Here is a 16,439-nt window from a genome sequence, read left to right on the forward strand (position 1 = left end):
TCACTGCGCTCCTTCGGTGTCGGTGTCGGTGTCGGTGTCGGTGTCGTTGTCGTTGTCGGTGTCGTCGTCGTTGCGGTGGTCGTCGTGGTCGCCCGAGTGGAGCCGCTCGATGCGTTCGGCCAGGAAGCTCCACGTGCGCCAGAACTCGTCGAGGTGGTCGCGCCCCCGGGCGTTGAGCGAGTACACCTTGCGCGGCGGCCCCTTCTCGGAGGGCACCTTCTCGACGTCGACGAGCCCGCGCTGCTCGATGCGCACGAGCAGCGCGTAGACGGTGCCCTCGGCGATGTCGGTGAAGCCCTGGTCGCGCAGCCAGGCCGTGATCTCGTAGCCGTACGCGGACCGGCCGGCCAGGAGCGCGAGGACGATGCCCTCGAGCGTGCCCTTCAGCATCTCCGTCGCCTGCTTGCCCATGCGGCCTCCTCGGCTCATCAGTGTTGTTGAGTACCGGTACATAGTAAGCACGAGTACCGGTACATAGCAAGACTGAATAGTGAATCTCCGGCCAACGCTGCGGCGGGCGGACGTCTGGCCGCATCACGGGCGCGCCATCCGCCGAGCGCGGTTAGTCTGGAAGCCGGGTCGGCGTGCAGCGACGGATGCCGCGGCGAAACGCCGGACCCGCGGGCACGAACCACGAACCACCGCCCGAACGGAGCTGCGCAGATGTCCTGGGACGACGACCCGACCGGTGACGGCTGGCGCGCGCCCGGCCCGAAGCCGTCCGTCCGCGAGGTGCTCGTCCGCGTCGCGGGTTCCCTCGGGCTCGTCGCCGCGGTCGTGGCGCTCGTGGTCGGAGCGGTCGCCGCAGTGACCTACTGGGGCGTCGCAGCGAAGCCGGAGGGGTTCGCCGCGCCATCCGCGACCGGCCGCGGAGCGCCGCTGCCGCCCGTGAGCGCGTCGCCCGCCGATGACGCCGGCGCCGAGGCCGGCGCCGAGTCGGCGCGCGACCCGAACAGCCTCACCGGCACCGAGGTCGCGCCGCTCGTCGAGCCCGAGTCCGAGGCCGAGCCCGAGGTCGAGGTCGACTGGCTCACCACGGTCGCCTCGGCGACCGGCATCCCGGAGCGCGCACTCTCGGCGTACGCCCTCGCGCACGTCGCGATCGCCGAGGAGGAGCCGCAGTGCGGCATCGACTGGACCACGATCGCGGCCATCGGAGCGGTCGAGTCGGGCCACGGCAGCCACGGCGACTCGGTCCTCGGTGCAGACGGCCGCGTGGCCCCGACCATCATCGGCCCCGCGCTCGACGGCGACGGCGTCGCCGCGATCCACGACACCGACGGCGGCGTGCTCGACGGCGACGCGACCTGGGACCGCGCCGTCGGCCCCATGCAGTTCATCCCGTCGACGTGGGAGCAGTGGGGAAGCGACGCGAACGCCGACGGCCACGCCGACCCGAGCCACATCGACGACGCCGCCTTCGCCGCGGCCCGCTACCTGTGCGCCTCGGGCCCGATGACCACACCCGAGGGCTGGCGCGAGGCCGTCTTCTCGTACAACCACGACGACGCCTACGTCGACAAGGTGGCGGGGATCGCGAGCGGGTACGTCACCGCCGTCGGATGACGGCCGGCTCGCTCCCGGCTCAGCGCCCCGCGGCGAGCACGTCCGCGGGGCGGAGCGTGCGCGCGTAGTCCTCCTTGAGGACCGCGAGGTGGAACCAGGCCTCGGTGCGGCTGACGCCGGGGAGGGCTCGGATGCGTTCGAGGCTCGCGTAGAGGGCCCCGGCCGACGGTTCGACGAGCGTCATGATCAGGTCGAAGCGACCGAGCGTGCGTGCGGCGAAGTCGACCCCGCGCCACCCCCTGATCGCCTCGATGACCGTGTCGTCGTCGCCGGCGAGGTTCAGACCGACGCCGAGCGAGAGCTGTCGCTGGGCGAGTCCGCGCGCCTCGACGGCGCTGATCTTGATGACCCCGCCGGCGATGAGCCGATCGACCCGGGTCGCAACCGCCGACGGCGAGAGTCGCACGGCCTCGCCGAGGGCCCGGAAGCTCGCGCGGCCGTCGCGCTGCAACTGCTCGATCAGCGCGGCATCGGTGGCGTCGATCCGAAGGCCGCCACGGTACTCGGAGACGAAGAATCCCTTGATCACGGTCGAGTAGATGAGCGTGGTGATGTCGACGACGCGCGGAAGCGCGCGGATCTGCGCCAGCAGGTGGTGCAGCGCGGGCATGGAGCCGAGCCGGATCTCGGTGACCAGGTCGTGCACGCCGCCGACCGCCGAGACGAGCACCGTCTCGGAGAGGCCGCGGAGGTGCTCGGCCACCGGTTCGGTGGTCCCGTCGGTGCGGATCGACACATGGGCGAGCACGTTCTGCCCGAGGAACGCCGGATCCACGGCGGCGACGACGCGCACGGTGCCGTCCGCGAGCATCCCGCGAAGCCGCGCGGACACCGCGGCGCGCGACTGCCCGAGTTCGGCCGCCAGATCGTGGATGCTCGCGCGACCGTCGTCCTGCAGCGCGCGAACGAGCTCGGCGTCGAAGTTCACCACGTGCGGCCCGATTCGCCGAGATTCCCTCGAACGCTCGGAAACTCTGACATATCACCAGCCTACGGGCTGTCTGGGCGGACGCGAAGCGACGAATGCGCGGATCTGCGAGCAGAACTCCAGTCGTTCTCGCGTCGTGCTGGAGTTCCGCGCTTGCCGCGCGATGCGGGCGCTCGTAGCATCCAACCCGTCGCCCGCCACGTCGGCACCGACCGACCGGCACCCCACCCACCCGCAAAGGAGCGGTCATGACCTCCACGCACAGCCGAGCCAGGCGCGCCGGCCTCGCCGCCTTCGTCGGCACCACGATCGAGTGGTACGACTTCTACGTCTACGCCACCGCGGCGGCGCTCGTCTTCGGGCCGCTGTTCTTCCCGAGCGAGGATCCCCTCGCCGAGACCGCCGCCGCCTTCGCCACGTTCGCGATCGCCTTCCTCGTCCGGCCGTTCGGCGGCATCCTCTTCGGCCACATCGGCGACAAGCTCGGGCGCCGCGTGTCGCTCGTGATCACGCTGCTCCTCATGGGCGTCGCGACCGTGCTCGTCGGCTGCCTGCCGACCTACGAGACGATCGGCATCATGGCGCCGATCCTGCTCGTGCTGCTGCGGGCGCTCCAGGGCCTCGCGGTCGGCGGCGAGTGGGGTGGCGCGGTGCTCATGAGCGTCGAGCACGCGCCCGAGAAGTCGAAGACGTTCTACGGCGGCTTCACGCAGCTCGGCAACCCGGCCGGTGCGCTGCTCGCCTCCGGCGTGTTCGCGATCATGACGCGCTTCGGCGACGACTTCATCATCAACGGCGGATGGCGCATCCCGTTCCTGCTCTCGATCGTCCTCATCGGCGTCGGCCTCTGGGTCCGCTACCGGGTCGAGGAGTCGCCGGTCTTCGAGCAGAAGATCGAGGGACGCCAGCAGTCCATGCCCCTCGCATTCGCCCTGCGGAACAACTGGAAGCCGATCCTCCTCGGCATCGGCCTGCTGCCGATCTCGACCGGCGGCTACTACCTCGCCACGACGTTCGCCACCGCGTACGCGACGGGCGCGCCGATCTCGATCGACGCCCAGGTGATCCTCGACGCGATGACGATCGCCTCCTTCATCGAGTTCGTCGTCACGCTGCCCGTCGCGTGGCTCGGCGACAAGTGGGGCCGCAAGAACGTCATGTACCTCGGCCTCGTGACCTCGGTTCTCACGTTCGCGCCGTTCATGCTGATCCTGCCGGGCCGCGTCGAGCCGCTCATCTTCCTGTTCGCGTCGCTCGTGCGCATCGCGATGAGCGCCACCTACGCGCCGATCGCCGCGATCCTCGCGCAGATGTTCCGCCCGCAGGCGCGGTACACGTCGATCGCGCTCTCCTACGGCGTCGGCGCGGCGATCTGGGCCGGGTTCTCGCCGTGGTTCGCGACGCAGCTCATCGCGTGGACCGGGGACATCTGGTCGGTCATCGGCATGTTCACCGCGATGGCCGTGCTCGCCGGGATCTGCACGAGGCTCGCGCCGCAGCACTCCGACGAGGCGCCCGCGACGGCGTCGTTCACCGCCCGCACCGACACGACGGGGATCACCCGGCCATGAGGAAGCTCGCCGCCTTCGACCGGCCCGACCAGGCCGGACCCCGGATCGTCACGGCCCGCGCCATCCACACCGTCGACGAGGCCTCGACGACGGCCACGGCGATGCTGATCGACCGCGGGCGCATCCTCGCGATCGGCTCGACCGCCGAGTGCGAGGGCGCCGCCGAGGCCGCAGGGCTCGCGGCGGAGCGCGTCGACCTGGGCGACGCGATCGTGGTGCCCGGGTTCGTCGACGCGCACGCGCACCCGCTCATGTACGGGCAGATGATGACGTGGGTCGACTGCGGGCCGGCGAAGGCGGACAGCATCCCCGAGATCGTGGCACTGCTGAAGGCCGCGGCGGCCGACCTGCCGGCAGGGCGTCCCGTGCGCGGCTACGGCTACGAGCACCGCAACCTCGTCGAGCAACGGCACCCCACCCGGTTCGAGCTCGACGAGGTCGCGACCGACCGCGAGGTGTACCTGATGAACGCGTCCGGCCACGGCGGGGTCGTGAACTCGTACACCTTCGAGGTCAACGGCGTCGACCGCGAGACGCCGAATCCGGCGGGCGGCGAGTTCTTCCGCGACGCCGACGGCGAACTCACGGGCGAACTGTCGGATGCCGCGTGCAACATCCTCACCGGCGTGCACGGCGTGAACGTCGGCCACCACGGGCCGAACTTCCACCTCGGCGACGAGCCCGAGGAGCACCTGCGCCAGCTCGACGTCGCGACGCAGCGCTTCCTCGCGGGAGGCGTCACCACGATCGGCGATGCCCAGGTGTCGCGTCGCGAGTTCGACATGTACCTCCGGCTCGCCGAGGCCGGTCGTCTCGAGCTGCGCGTGTCGATGTACCTGCTCTCGCACCTGCTCGACGAGGCCCTCGAGATGGGACTCGTGGGCCAGTTCGGCAACGCGCACCTCAGCTTCGCGGGCATCAAGTTCTACGCGGACGGCACGCTCGGCGGCTGGACCGCCTACTTCCCCGACGGCTACGTCGGCGACCCGTGCCGGACCGGCCAGCTCTACCACGAGCCCGCCGCCTACGCGGAGCTGATCCGGAGGGCCCACGTGGCCGGCCTGCAGACCGCGACGCATGCGCAGTCGCCGACGGCCATCGAGATGGTCGTGGCGGCGATCGAGGCCGCCCTCGCCGAGCGCCCCGACGACGACGCGCGTCATCGGATCGAGCACTGCGGCCTGCCGACCGGCGAGCAGATCGAGCGGATGGCGGCTGCCGGCATCCGTCCCGTGAACCAGCCGCAGCACTACTACAACTGGGGCGAGGGCGTGGAGCACGCGATCGGCACCCCGGGGGAGCGGTTCAATCCGCTCGGCGAGTTCGAGCGCGCCGGCGTGCCGATGACGATCTCGTCGGACGCGCCGGTCGCCGACCCGATCCCGCTCGAGGCCGTCCAGGCCGCGGTCACGAGGGTGACCCGCCGCGGCAACTCGCTCGGCCCCGGCGACCTGCGGATCTCGGCGCTCGCCGCGTTGCGCGCGCACACCTACGAGGGTGCCGCCTCGCTCGGCCGCGAGGACGACCTCGGTTCGCTCGAGGTCGGCAAGGTCGCCGACTTCGCCGTGCTCGCCGACGACCCGCTCGCGGTCGAGCCCGAGCGGATCGCCGAGATCGCGGTGCTCCAGACCTGGGTGGGCGGCGAGCCGCGGTACGTGCTGGAGAACGCATCGACCGCGGCGCTGAAGGAGGCGGTCCCGGCATGAACGAGGCGATGATGATCATGGACGAAGCACGCGGCGAGACGGCCGAGCGGTACGCCGACACCGCAGGCCGGGCGGTCCTGGAGACCATCCGCGCCTACGGCGTGACGACGATCTTCGGCATCCCGGGCACGCACAACCTCGAGTTCTACCGCCCGCTCGCCGAGCTCGGCATCCGCGCGGTCACGAACCGGCACGAGCAGGGCTCGGGGTACGGCGCCGACGGCTGGGCGCAGCAGACCGGGCTGCCCGGTGTCGTCATCACGACCTCGGGCCCGGGCCTCCAGAACGCGATGAGCGCCATCGGCACGGCGTTCTGCGAGTCGCGGCCGCTCATCGTGCTCTCGCCCGGCGTGCCGCTCGGCGAGGAGTTCCGCGACGTCGGCACGCTCCACGAGACGAAGGACGCCTCGGGCATGGTCGGCGCGATCGCCGAGTGGTCGCGTCGCGTGACCGACGCCGCCGAGGCGGTCGAGGCCGTGCACGACGCGTTCGAGCTCTTCCGCTCCGGCCGGCCGCGCCCCGTCCACATCGAGGTCCCGCTCGACGTGCTCGAGGCGCCGGCCGATGTGCCCGCCGTCGAGCGGGCGGCGCGCCCGGCACCCGCGCCCGAGCGCGGCGAGGCCGCGGCGATCCGAGCGGCCGCCGAGTTGCTCGCCGGAGCCGAGTCGCCCGTCATCGTCGCGGGCGGCGGCGCGACGCGGGCCGTGCTCGAAGTCACCGCGCTCGCCGAACGCCTCGGCGCGCCGGTGCTGACCACGCTCAACGGCAAGGGCACGCTCGACGAGCACCACCCGCTCTCGCTCGGTTCGAACCTCCGGCTCGCCGCCGCGCGCGAGGTCGCCGAGGCGGCCGACGTGCTCGTCGTGCTCGGCTCCAAGCTCGGCGAGGCCGAGCTGTGGGCGCCGCGGCTCGAGGCGCGAGGGCGGGTCGTCCGCGTCGACCGCTCCGAGGCCCAGGTGCACAAGAACCTCGAGGCGACCGTCGGCATCGTCGGCGAGTGCGCCGCGGTGGTCGACGCGCTGCTCGAGGCGCTGCCCGGCGGCCCGCGGCCGGCGCCCGACCTGGCCGGCGCGCGGCGCGCGATCGAGGAGGAGACGCGACGGGCGGCGCCGGACGACGTGGCGCTCGCGGAGCGCATCGCCGAGGCGCTGCCGGAGGACGCGATCGTCGCCGGCGACTCCTCGCAGATCGTCTACCTCGCGCTCGCCAACGTGCTGCGCCGGTCGAGCCCCCACTCGCTGCTCTACACGCCCACCTACGCCACGCTCGGCTACGGCCTGCCCGCAGCGATCGGCGCGCGCGTCGCCCGCGACGACCGACCGGTGGTCGCCGTGATCGGCGACGGCGCGCTCATGTTCGCCGTCAACGAGCTGATGACCGCGGTCGAGCAGCGCCTCGACCTGACGGTCGTGTGCGTCGACAACGGCGGCTACGCCGAGATCAGGCAGAACGAGCTCGATCGCGGCATCCGCCCGATCGGCGTCGACCTCGTCCAACCCGATTGGGCCGCCCTCGCGACCGCCTTCGGTGCGAGCGGCGTGCGAGTGGACCACGAGGACGAGCTCGGCGACGCGATCCGCGAGGCGATCGCCGCGGGCGGCGTCCGGCTCCTGCACATCCGGCAGTCACGGCTGTGACCGGTCTCCGCCCGCGCTCCGACTGCAGCACTCCGAGAGGAATCGACATGCACGACCCGAACCCCGAGCACCCGGATGCCGCGGCATCCGCCTCGACCGGCTCGCCCGCCGCGTCGCCCGTCGGCCCCGTCGACGCGAGCCGCGTCCCGCGCTTCGCCGGGATCGCCACGTTCGCTCGGCTGCCGCGCCTCGAGGATGTCCCGCGGGCCGACGTCGCCGTCGTCGGCATCCCGTTCGACAGCGGGGTGAGCTACCGGCCGGGAGCGCGCTTCGGGCCGGCCCACGTCCGCGAGGCGTCGCGCCTGCTCCGGCCGTACAACCCGTCGCAGGACGTCTCGCCGTTCGCCGCTCAGCAGGTGGCGGATGCCGGCGACCTCGCCGTCAACCCGTTCAGCATCGACGAGGCGGTGGCCGAGATCGAGCGCGGCGCCCGCGCGCTCGACGAGCGCGCCGACCGGCTTCTCGTGATCGGCGGCGACCACACCGTCGCGCTGCCGCTGCTGCGTGCGGTGCACGCCAAGCACGGCCCGGTCGCGGTGCTCCACTTCGACGCGCACCTCGACACCTGGGACACCTACTTCGGCGCCCCCGTGACGCACGGCACGCCGTTCCGGCGGGCGTCCGAGGAGGGCATCATCGACCTCGACGCGAGCATGCACGTCGGCACGCGCGGCCCGCTCTACGGCATCGAGGACCTCGCCGACGACGAGCGTCTCGGCTTCGCGATCGTCACGAGCGAGGACCTCGAGGTGCACGGAGTGGCCGCGGCCATCGAGCGCATCCGCACGCGCATCGGCGACGCGCCGCTGTACATCTCGATCGACATCGACGTGCTCGATCCCGCGCACGCCCCGGGCACGGGGACGCCGGAGGCCGGCGGCCTGACGAGTCGCGAGCTCCTGCGCATCCTGCGGGCGCTCGCCGACAAGCGGATCGTGGGGGCCGACGTCGTCGAGGTCGCCCCCGCCTACGACCACGCGCAGCTCACCGCCGTCGCGGCCTCGCACGTCGCGTACGAGCTGATCAGCGCGATGGCGCCGCGCAGCGGAAGGCGGCCGGCTTCGGCCCGCTGAGAGTGCGGCGGCCCGCAGCGGCGGCGCGCCCGACTCGAGCCCGCCGTCAGCCGTCGGCCGCCGCGCGCTGCGCGACGATCGCCGCCGCGATGCGCCCGACGAGCTCGACGGGCAGCTCGTCGCGGTGCCGGAACGTCACCGAGTCCGCCCCCGATCGGTACGGCTCGACCTCGGACTCGAGCGGCTCGGGCAGCGTCGGCACGGGGTAGATCCCGATGTGCTGCTTCCAGCCGGCGAAGTGGAGCGCGTAGCGCCCACCGAGCATGACCGCGGCGATGCCGTACCGCATCTTCTCCACGGGCTCGGGCACCTCGGCGAGGATCGCCGCCCGCACCTTCCGGAGTCGCTCGGCGACGTCATCGGGGAAGGAGGCGACGTACTCGTCGACGGTCTGCGCTGCCATGACGTCAGGCTGGCACCCGCACGCACGGCCCGTCACCAGGCGCGCGGCACGCGAACGCGACATCCGACCCGCCAAGGTCCCTGTTCGCGGGCTCACCTCGAGTGGTAGGAAGGCCGCATGGGGGAGACGACGGAGACGGGCGGAGCCGCGACGACGGACTCCGCGAAGCGCTACGCGCTCGGCGCGCTCATCGCGACGTGCGTGTCGGCGCTGGTGGTGAATGCGAACACGTCGGCGGTGTCGATCCTGATCCCGGCGATCTCCGAGGACACGGGCACGCCGACCGACACGCTGCAGTGGGCCGTGACGGGCTACTCGCTCGTGGGCGCGGCGGTCATCGTCACGTCGGGGTCCCTCGGCGACGTCTTCGGGCGACGACGGATCTTCCTCGGCGGCCTGTTCCTGTTCATCGCCTCGTGCGTGTTCATCGCGCTCTCGCAGGAGGGCCTCGGGGTCATCGTCGGCCGATGCATCCAGGGCGCGGCGGGAGCGACGATCCTCGCGTGCGGCATGAGCCTGCTCTCCGCGGCGAACTCCGGGAAGGCGCAGCTGCGCGCCGTGACGCTGTGGGGCGCGGCGTCCGCGGTCGGAGCCGCCGCAGGCCCGCTCGTCGGCGGCCTGCTCGCCTCGACGCTCGGCTGGCAGGGCCTCTTCTGGATCGACGCCGCGATCGCCGCGGCCTGCGTGCCCGTCACGCTCCTCGCCGTGCGGGAATCCAACGACCCGACCCGTTCCCGCTCGATCGACATCGCGGGCACGATCCTCATCGCCGCCATCCTCGCGCCGCTCATCTTCGCGCTCACGAACGGCAGCGCCTGGGGCTGGCTGTCGTGGCAGACCCTCGGATGCTTCGCCATCACGATCGCCGCGACCATCGGGTTCGTCGTGGTCGAACGACGGGTCGCGGCGCCGCTCCTCGACCTGAAGCTGCTGCGGAACGTGGTCCTCGTCGGCGCGACGCTCTCGATCCTCCTCGGCTCGGGCACGATCAACGCGATCATGTACGTCGTCAGCCTGTACTTCCAGGACCCGTCGACGCTCGGCATGGACGCCTTCCAGGCCGGTCTCGCGACGCTGCCGGTCGCGGCGGCGGCCGTGGTGCTCTCGCCGCTCATCACGCCGATCGTCGGGCGGATCGGTGCCCGCACCACGATCGCGCTCGGCTTCGTCATCATGTCGGCGGCGTTCGCCGCGCTCGCGTTCGTGCAGGAGTCGTGGGGGTACGGCATGTTCGTCCTTCCGCTCGTCGCCGTCGCGGCGGGCATGAGCCTGCAGAACGGCCCGTGCTCGTCGCTGTCGACCGCGGCCGTCGAACCGCGCGAGGTGGGTGCGGCCTCGGGGGTGTCCAACATGGCCCGCTACGTCGGCGCGGCCGTGATGACGGCCATCGTCGCGTCGGTGTACGGCGGCGTGAGCAGCCGCAGGGTCGAGGCCGGTGAGACGGATGCCGCGGCCCTCGCCGACGCGTTCTCGTGGGCGTCGATCTCGATGGGCATCTGGTGCGTGCTCGGCATCGGCCTCGTCTTCCTCGTCGCGCGGCAGGTGCGCCGTCGCCCCGGCGAGTTCGAGGTCGCGGCCGCGGCGGCATCGCTGTCGCACACGCTGGTGCCGCCGGACGGCTCCGCCGGTCCGGCGACGGAGCCGGCGGCCGGCGGGCGTCGCTGAGGCGCGACACCGGGTCGGCGGAGCGGCGTGCGTGCGATCCGCCGCGCCCGGCGGGGGCATGCGGCGTCTCGGCCACCCTGCGAATTCGCATCCTGCACTAACGTTTCCGCCCGACGTGGCGTAGATTGCGATATATCGCGTCGACTCGCGCTATATCGCGTCGCCGTCGACGCGAGTCCGCAGCGACGAGGCGACGGGAGGGGCGGGCGCATGGACCTGGATGACCGCAGGAGGTCGGGAGCGAACCGACGTGGGAGTCGGCGATGAGCGGGCTCGAGGTCGTGCTCGCGGCCCTCGGCATCATCGTGCTGCTCGGGATCGCGAGCTTCGTCACGCTCGTACTCGTCGTGCGTCACGTCTACCGCCGCATCCGCCGCAGCCGTCGCGTCGACGGCGCCCTGCTGCGCGGGAAGGCACGGGTCAGCCGCGGGCCGCAGCGACGCATCCTCGACCTGCGCGTGCGTCTCGACGACGCCCTCGCGAGCGGGCAGGCGGCCGTCGAGCTCTCGGCGCGCAGCCCCGGCCCGCACGGGGAGCTGCCCGGCATCTTCCGACGCATCACGGAGGAGGGTGCCTCCCTCGATGCGCAGCTTCGCCTGATGGAGAGCGAGATCGACCGGTCGGTGCTCGCCGTCGAGCTCCCGCGTGCGACCGAGCGCGTCGCCCAGGTCGAGGCGCTCGTCCGGCGCATCCGCTCCGCGGTGGCGTCCGGGCTCGCCGGCGCCTCCGACGACGGGCTGTCGGTCCTGCGGGCCGACATCGACCGCGAGGTCGCCGCCCTGCACGCGGGCGTCGAGGAGCTGCACGCCCTCACCCTGCGCGATCTCGCCGAGCCCACCGGGCACCCGGCGGCATCCGGCGACGCCGCCCTCCGAATCACCGAACCCGCCAGCTCACCAGTCCGAGACAAGGGGAACCGACCATGAGCGACAACACCTCCCGGATGCGGACCATCTTCCGGAGCAAGACCACCAAGGCCCTCGACAAGATCGAGGACCCGCGCGACACCCTCGACGACAGCTACGACCAGCAGGTGAAGCTCCTGCACGAGGTGCGCCGCGCGGTCGCCGAGGTCGCGACGGCGAAGAAGCGCATCGAGCTGCAGGGCCAGGAGATGGGTGCGCGCTACCAGCGCCTCGGCGCGCAGGCGCGGGATGCGTTGGCGCAGGGCCATGAGGACCTCGCGCGCGTGGCACTCGAGCGCCGGGCGCTCCTCGAGGGCGAGGTCTCGAAGCTGCGGACGCAGTACACGTCGCTCGAGACCCAGGCGGCGCAGCTGCAGGAGCGCGAGCGTCGGCTCGCCGACCAGATCGCGGCGTTCCGCGTCGAGAAGGAGACCATCAAGGCGACCTACACCGCGTCGGCCGCGCAGGTGCGGGCGAACGAGGCCGTCGCCGGGCTCAGCCGGAACATCGACGACATCGGCACGAGCCTCGACCGGGCCCGCGACCGGGTCGCTCAGATGCAGGCGCGCGCCGCCGCGACCGACGAACTGCTCTCGAGCGGGGTCCTGAAGGACCTCACCGCGGCACCCGACGCCGACATCGAGCGGCAGCTCGCCGCGCTCTCGGCACAGGCCGAGGTGGACCGCCAGCTCCAGTCGATGAAGGGAGCCGCGGGCACCGGCGCCGCGGACGGCGCTGCGGCCGGACGCGTCGACGACGGGGCGAACGGCTGGCTGAGCATCGGGCAGGGCCCGACGAACTGACCCCGGCCGGGTCGGCTCCGGTCTCAGGACGGCTCGGGGCCGGCCCCGGCCGCGCTATCTCCCTCGCCCGACGCCGCGCGTGCCGCCGCCGCGGCCCGCTCGACCCACTTCGGCACGTCGCCGTAGCGCTGAGGCGGCACGAGCTGCCCGGCCGCGCTGTGCTCGACGAGCTGCGACATCCGCCGCTCGCGCGTGGCCGCCTGCTTCGCCGAGACCACCCAGTGCACGACGAGCTTGCGGTAGCTCGGCGTGGCCACCTCCCAGAAGGCGGATGCCGCGGCATCCGCCTCGAGCATGGCCGTGAACTCGGGCGGCAGGGCCTGTTCGGGGTTCTCGAACGAGTAGATCGACGAGCGGTCGTCGCGACGTCGTTCGAACGCGGCGATGCCGGCCGGCCGCATCCGGCCCTCGGCCGTGAGCCGTTCGACGTGCGCGATGTTCACGGCCGACCAGACGCTCGTCGGCTTGCGCGGCGTCCAGCGCTGCCGGCGGGCGACGTCGTCGATGCGCTGCGACACGGAGTCGATCCAACCGAAGCACAGCGCCTCGGGCACCGCCTCCTCCCACGTCAGCCCGCGTTCGGGCGCGCCCTTCTTGTAGAGGCCCATCCACAACTCGGTCGCGCTCTCGTGGTTGGCCTCGAGCCACGCGCGGAACTCCGCGGGCCCCGAGAAGAAGATCGCGGGCCGCTCGGGCGTGCCGCCGGGTGTGCCGATCGTGCCGGTCATGCCTCGAGTCTGGCAGGGGCCGCCGACGTCGGTCCGGTGCACCGGACGACCCCGCCTCCGCGGGCCCGAACGATCCGCCCGTGCCGGTCCTCCGGCGGTCGGCGTAGGGTGAGGCCATGTCCGACACCGCCATGCCCGACGCCATCCGGGCGTTCGTCGACACGACCGACGCCGGCGACTCCGAGGGGTTCGTCGCCGCCTTCACCGAGGACGCGTACCTGAACGACTGGGGCCGCGAGTTCCACGGCCGCGACGGCGTCGCGAGCTGGAACGAGACCGACAACATCGGCAGGAACGCCCACTTCGAGGTGCACGGCATCCGGGAGGGCCGGAAGCCGGAGCAGTACCTGGTGAACGTGACCGTCACGGGTGACGGCTACAACGGGCCCGGCCTCTTCACGTTCGACCTCCGGGACGGGCTGATCGCGCGATTCCTCATCGCGTGACCACGGTTGGTCGCGACGTGCCGCCCCTTGCACAGCGCGACGCGACGGCGCACACTGCATCCATGACCACTGAGGCCGATGAGCAGCAGGCCGTCGAGCACGTCGTCGCACGCCTGCTGGAGCGCTTCCCCTCCCTCGACGAGGATCACGTCCACGCGATCGTCGACGAGGAGCACCACCGGTTCGACGGTCGACCGGTCCGCGACTTCGTCCCCGTGCTCGTCGAGCGTGCGTCGCGCAAGCGGCTGGAGACCGAGGCGCCGAGCGTCCGCCTCGAACCGGACGCCGCGGAGCTGGCCGCCGCCGACCAGGTGCGCCGCACGGGCGGCTCCGAGGCCGATCCGATGGAGGTCGCCCGGCGCGGCGACGCCGAGGGCGGCGACTTCCTCTTCGGCGACCTCGGCGGGCGCGCGTCCTGACGGGACCTTCCGCCGCGTGGGCGGGAGCCGGCCGACGTACGATTGCGGGAGCACGCCCGACGATCGAACGGGAGGCGCCATGGTCCAGGTCAACGTCCTCGGGATCGCGCTCGACGCGGCCCGGCAGCACATCGTCCTGCTGAAACCGCTCGGCGAGGAGTCGGGCGAGGGCCGGGTGCTGCCGATCTGGATCGGCGAGCAGGAGGCGACCTCCATCCTCATCGCCCTCGGCGGCGATCACGCCCCGCGCCCGCTCACGCACGACCTCATGGTCACCCTGATCGAGGCGGTCGGCGGCACGATCGACCGGATCGACGTGACCCGCATCGAGGAGGGCACGTTCTACGCCGAACTGACGCTCGTCACCCCGACGGGTCCGCTCGTCATCGATTCGCGGCCGTCGGATGCCATCGGCATGGCCGTTCGCGTCGAGGCGCCGCTGTTCGTCGCCGACGCGGTCATGGATGACGCAGGCATCCCCGCCGAGATGGTCGAGCACCACGACAGCGAGGAGGAGGAGAAGCTCGAGGAGTTCAAGAAGTTCCTCGAGGACGTCGACCCGGAGGACTTCCAGGGCTGAGCGCCCGCACGGCGCGCGGTGGCCCGGGGAGCGCCGGACCGGGACCGAGCGCGTGACACGACCCGTCGGCGCACTCCAGACTGTGGAGCACCGTCTTCACGAAGGAGTGATCAATGGGTCCACTGACGACGATCGGGTTGCCGATCGCCCTGGGCGTCATCATGTTCGGCCTCGGCCTCAGCCTGACCCCGCGCGACTTCGCGCGGGTCGCGACGCAACCGAAGGCGGTGATCGTCGCGCTCGCCTGCCAGCTGGTCCTGCTTCCCGCCGTCTGCTTCGGGCTCGTCCTGCTGTTCGACCTGCCACCGGTGCTCGCGGTCGGCATGATGCTGCTCGCCGCGTCGCCCGGCGGGACGACCGCGAACCTGTACTCGCACCTGTTCCGGGGCGATGTCGCGCTGAACATCTCGCTCACGGCGCTCAACTCCGTGATCGCGGTGTTCACGCTCCCGCTCATCGCGAACCTCTCGATCGCCTACTTCCTCCCCGGAGACGACGGGCTGGGCCTGCAGCTCGCGAAAACCGTCGAGGTCTTCGCCATCGTCCTGCTCCCCGTGGTCGCCGGCATGCTCGTGCGGCGCTGGAAGCCCGCGTTCGCCGACCGGATGGATCGGCCGGTCCGGATCGCGTCGATCGTGATCCTCGTCGTCGTCATCGCCGGGGCCATCGCGTCGAACCTGCAACTGCTCGTCGACAACTTCGGCAGGCTGGCTGGCATCACCGTGCTCTTCTGCCTGCTGAGCCTCGGGATCGGCTACCTCGTCCCGCGCCTGCTCCGGGTCGAGCGCCGCCAGTCGATCGCGACCTCGTTCGAGATCGGCATCCACAACGCCACCCTCGCGATCGTGATCGCCCAGACGGTCATCGGCAGCGTCGAGATGAGCCTGCCGGCGGCCGTCTACGGCGTGCTCATGTTCTTCGTCGCGCTCGGCTTCGGCTTCCTCATCCGTGGCAGGGGGCCGGATGTCGCGGACCCGAGCCGCGCCGAGCCGGAGCCGTCGGACGGGGCCGTCAGCCCGCACTCGTAGCATGGCCCTGTGAGTGTGCTCCCGGTGGTCGCGGTCATCGAGATCGTCGCGGGCGTCGCCCTCATCGCGCTCGGCCTCTACGAGGTGTTCCACACGCTGCTGCATCCGACGGGGCGGGGGCGGGTCTCGCATCTCACCGCGCGATCGACGTGGAACCTGTCGTCGAGCCTCGGTCGGCGGGGCCGCACGCTCGCCGGGCCGCTCGCGGCCGTCGCGGTCGTCACCCTCTGGGCGGCGATGCAGGTCGTCGGCTGGGGGCTCGTCTACCTGCCGTTCGTGCCCGACGGCTTCGCGTACAACCCCGGCATCGACCCCTCGGCGTATCCGGCGTTGCTCGAGGCGCTCTACTTCTCCACCGTGAGCATGTCGACGCTCGGGCTCGGCGACGTCTACCCGGTCGCGCCGTGGTTGCGGGTGATCGCGCCGCTGCAGGGCCTCATCGGGTTCGCACTGCTCACCGCCGCGGTGTCGTGGTTCCTCCAGCTGTACCCGGCGCTGGGACGCCGGCGAGCCCTCGCGCTGCGGATCGCGCTGATCCGTCGCGCCGACACCGCCGGGCACGTGCTCGACATGGAGTCCGTGACCTCGAGCGGCCTGCTCGACTCGCTCACAGCCGACCTCGCGCAGTCGCGCGTCGACCTGTGGCAGAACGCCGAGACCTACTACTTCACCGAGGACGAGGCGGTCGCCTCGCTCGCCGCGCAACTGCCGTACGCCCGCCACCTCGCGCAGGTCGCGCGCCGCTCGGACGACCGCACGGTGCGCAACAGCGGGCAGATGCTCGAGGAGGCCGTCGACGACTACGCGAACGTGCTGCGCGAGAGCTTCATCGGGCACGCCGAGGACACCGAGGCGGTGCTCATGGAGTTCGCGCGTCAGCACCGCCAGCACGCCGCCGCCGTCGACGGGCTCGCCGGCGGCGCGTCCGACTGACCGGGTCGGGCACCGGCCCGCGCCCGGCGCGGCCGGGCAGAATGGCCG

General features: G+C 72.2%; 17 protein-coding genes. 13 read left to right on the forward strand and 4 right to left on the reverse strand.

The features are described 5' to 3' along the window. Positions 1–411, reverse strand: coding sequence for a PadR family transcriptional regulator (locus ACULK2_RS03345; RefSeq protein ID WP_445968986.1), 411 nt, complete (start codon positions 409–411; stop codon positions 1–3). Between the two features lie 252 nt (positions 412–663). Here ACULK2_RS03345 and ACULK2_RS03350 point away from each other — a divergent pair, with 252 nt between their 5' ends. Further along, positions 664–1,566, forward strand: coding sequence for a lytic transglycosylase domain-containing protein (locus ACULK2_RS03350; RefSeq protein WP_445968985.1), 903 nt, complete (start codon positions 664–666; stop codon positions 1,564–1,566). Between the two features lie 19 nt (positions 1,567–1,585). Here ACULK2_RS03350 and ACULK2_RS03355 read toward each other — a convergent pair whose 3' ends face one another. Continuing rightward, positions 1,586–2,497: an Lrp/AsnC family transcriptional regulator gene (locus ACULK2_RS03355; protein ID WP_445968984.1), complete on the reverse strand. Its 912-nt coding sequence runs from the start codon at positions 2,495–2,497 to the stop codon at positions 1,586–1,588. Between the two features lie 245 nt (positions 2,498–2,742). On the opposite strand from ACULK2_RS03355, the gene ACULK2_RS03360 reads away from it, so the two are divergent. Genes ACULK2_RS03360 through speB form a run of 4 tightly spaced genes read left to right on the forward strand, consistent with a single transcriptional unit; the run spans position 2,743 to position 8,481 of the window. After that, the gene (locus ACULK2_RS03360; RefSeq protein ID WP_445968983.1) at positions 2,743–4,065 is read left to right on the forward strand and encodes an MFS transporter; all 1,323 of its coding nucleotides are present in this window, start codon (positions 2,743–2,745) and stop codon (positions 4,063–4,065) included. Further along, on the forward strand, positions 4,062–5,771 hold the full coding sequence (locus tag ACULK2_RS03365; protein WP_445968982.1) for an amidohydrolase: 1,710 nt from the start codon (positions 4,062–4,064) through the stop codon (positions 5,769–5,771). The genes ACULK2_RS03360 and ACULK2_RS03365 overlap by 4 nt, the downstream gene beginning before the upstream one ends. After that, entirely contained in the window at positions 5,768–7,408 is a 1,641-nt protein-coding gene (locus tag ACULK2_RS03370; RefSeq protein WP_445968981.1) for a thiamine pyrophosphate-binding protein, read from the forward strand. The genes ACULK2_RS03365 and ACULK2_RS03370 overlap by 4 nt, the downstream gene beginning before the upstream one ends. 47 nt (positions 7,409–7,455) lie before the next feature. After that, positions 7,456–8,481, forward strand: a complete 1,026-nt coding sequence (gene speB / locus ACULK2_RS03375) for an agmatinase (RefSeq protein ID WP_445968980.1) — start codon at positions 7,456–7,458, stop codon at positions 8,479–8,481. A 46-nt stretch (positions 8,482–8,527) separates the two neighbouring features. Here the strand turns inward: speB and ACULK2_RS03380 are convergent, their stop codons facing one another. Further along, positions 8,528–8,884 carry an iron chaperone gene (locus ACULK2_RS03380; protein ID WP_445968979.1) on the reverse strand — a complete coding sequence of 119 codons (357 nt, stop codon included), beginning with the start codon at positions 8,882–8,884 and terminating at the stop codon, positions 8,528–8,530. A gap of 117 nt (positions 8,885–9,001) precedes the next feature. On the opposite strand from ACULK2_RS03380, the gene ACULK2_RS03385 reads away from it, so the two are divergent. From ACULK2_RS03385 to ACULK2_RS03395, 3 genes are all read left to right on the forward strand, one after another. Further along, positions 9,002–10,549: an MFS transporter gene (locus ACULK2_RS03385; RefSeq protein WP_445968978.1), complete on the forward strand. Its 1,548-nt coding sequence runs from the start codon at positions 9,002–9,004 to the stop codon at positions 10,547–10,549. A 263-nt stretch (positions 10,550–10,812) separates the two neighbouring features. Continuing rightward, the gene (locus tag ACULK2_RS03390; protein ID WP_445968977.1) at positions 10,813–11,475 is read left to right on the forward strand and encodes a hypothetical protein; all 663 of its coding nucleotides are present in this window, start codon (positions 10,813–10,815) and stop codon (positions 11,473–11,475) included. Beyond that, the gene (locus ACULK2_RS03395; RefSeq protein ID WP_445968976.1) at positions 11,472–12,257 is read left to right on the forward strand and encodes a PspA/IM30 family protein; all 786 of its coding nucleotides are present in this window, start codon (positions 11,472–11,474) and stop codon (positions 12,255–12,257) included. Before ACULK2_RS03390 ends, ACULK2_RS03395 begins: the two co-directional genes overlap by 4 nt. Positions 12,258–12,280: 23 nt before the next feature. Here the strand turns inward: ACULK2_RS03395 and ACULK2_RS03400 are convergent, their stop codons facing one another. After that, on the reverse strand, positions 12,281–12,985 hold the full coding sequence (locus ACULK2_RS03400; protein ID WP_445968975.1) for a YdeI/OmpD-associated family protein: 705 nt from the start codon (positions 12,983–12,985) through the stop codon (positions 12,281–12,283). A gap of 116 nt (positions 12,986–13,101) precedes the next feature. Between ACULK2_RS03400 and ACULK2_RS03405 the strand changes: the two genes are divergently transcribed. The 5 genes from ACULK2_RS03405 (at position 13,102) to ACULK2_RS03425 (ending at position 16,391) form a co-directional block, all read left to right on the forward strand. Then, positions 13,102–13,431 carry a nuclear transport factor 2 family protein gene (locus ACULK2_RS03405; RefSeq protein WP_445968974.1) on the forward strand — a complete coding sequence of 110 codons (330 nt, stop codon included), beginning with the start codon at positions 13,102–13,104 and terminating at the stop codon, positions 13,429–13,431. A gap of 62 nt (positions 13,432–13,493) precedes the next feature. Next, complete coding sequence (locus ACULK2_RS03410) at positions 13,494–13,850, forward strand: three-helix bundle dimerization domain-containing protein (protein WP_445968973.1); 357 nt, start codon at positions 13,494–13,496, stop codon at positions 13,848–13,850. Positions 13,851–13,929: 79 nt separating this feature from the next. Next, the gene (locus ACULK2_RS03415) at positions 13,930–14,430 is read left to right on the forward strand and encodes a bifunctional nuclease family protein (protein WP_445968972.1); all 501 of its coding nucleotides are present in this window, start codon (positions 13,930–13,932) and stop codon (positions 14,428–14,430) included. Positions 14,431–14,543: 113 nt separating this feature from the next. Next, positions 14,544–15,458, forward strand: coding sequence for a bile acid:sodium symporter family protein (locus tag ACULK2_RS03420; RefSeq protein ID WP_445968971.1), 915 nt, complete (start codon positions 14,544–14,546; stop codon positions 15,456–15,458). A gap of 9 nt (positions 15,459–15,467) precedes the next feature. Further along, on the forward strand, positions 15,468–16,391 hold the full coding sequence (locus ACULK2_RS03425; RefSeq protein ID WP_445968970.1) for a potassium channel family protein: 924 nt from the start codon (positions 15,468–15,470) through the stop codon (positions 16,389–16,391). Positions 16,392–16,439 lie beyond the last annotated feature (48 nt).

It is taken from the genome of Agromyces molybdatiresistens, from assembly GCF_052748445.2.

Excerpts from the sequence above, each read along its gene's own strand:
- ACULK2_RS03345 (WP_445968986.1), bottom strand. The coding sequence starts at position 411 with ATGGGCAAGCAGGCGACGGAGATGCTGAAGGGCACGCTCGAGGGCATC.
- ACULK2_RS03350 (WP_445968985.1), top strand. The coding sequence starts at position 664 with ATGTCCTGGGACGACGACCCGACCGGTGACGGCTGGCGCGCGCCCGGC.
- ACULK2_RS03360 (WP_445968983.1), top strand. The coding sequence starts at position 2,743 with ATGACCTCCACGCACAGCCGAGCCAGGCGCGCCGGCCTCGCCGCCTTC.
- ACULK2_RS03365 (WP_445968982.1), top strand. The coding sequence starts at position 4,062 with ATGAGGAAGCTCGCCGCCTTCGACCGGCCCGACCAGGCCGGACCCCGG.
- ACULK2_RS03370 (WP_445968981.1), top strand. The coding sequence starts at position 5,768 with ATGAACGAGGCGATGATGATCATGGACGAAGCACGCGGCGAGACGGCC.
- speB (WP_445968980.1), top strand. The coding sequence starts at position 7,456 with ATGCACGACCCGAACCCCGAGCACCCGGATGCCGCGGCATCCGCCTCG.
- ACULK2_RS03380 (WP_445968979.1), bottom strand. The coding sequence starts at position 8,884 with ATGGCAGCGCAGACCGTCGACGAGTACGTCGCCTCCTTCCCCGATGAC.
- ACULK2_RS03385 (WP_445968978.1), top strand. The coding sequence starts at position 9,002 with ATGGGGGAGACGACGGAGACGGGCGGAGCCGCGACGACGGACTCCGCG.
- ACULK2_RS03390 (WP_445968977.1), top strand. The coding sequence starts at position 10,813 with ATGAGCGGGCTCGAGGTCGTGCTCGCGGCCCTCGGCATCATCGTGCTG.
- ACULK2_RS03395 (WP_445968976.1), top strand. The coding sequence starts at position 11,472 with ATGAGCGACAACACCTCCCGGATGCGGACCATCTTCCGGAGCAAGACC.
- ACULK2_RS03400 (WP_445968975.1), bottom strand. The coding sequence starts at position 12,985 with ATGACCGGCACGATCGGCACACCCGGCGGCACGCCCGAGCGGCCCGCG.
- ACULK2_RS03405 (WP_445968974.1), top strand. The coding sequence starts at position 13,102 with ATGTCCGACACCGCCATGCCCGACGCCATCCGGGCGTTCGTCGACACG.
- ACULK2_RS03410 (WP_445968973.1), top strand. The coding sequence starts at position 13,494 with ATGACCACTGAGGCCGATGAGCAGCAGGCCGTCGAGCACGTCGTCGCA.
- ACULK2_RS03415 (WP_445968972.1), top strand. The coding sequence starts at position 13,930 with ATGGTCCAGGTCAACGTCCTCGGGATCGCGCTCGACGCGGCCCGGCAG.
- ACULK2_RS03420 (WP_445968971.1), top strand. The coding sequence starts at position 14,544 with ATGGGTCCACTGACGACGATCGGGTTGCCGATCGCCCTGGGCGTCATC.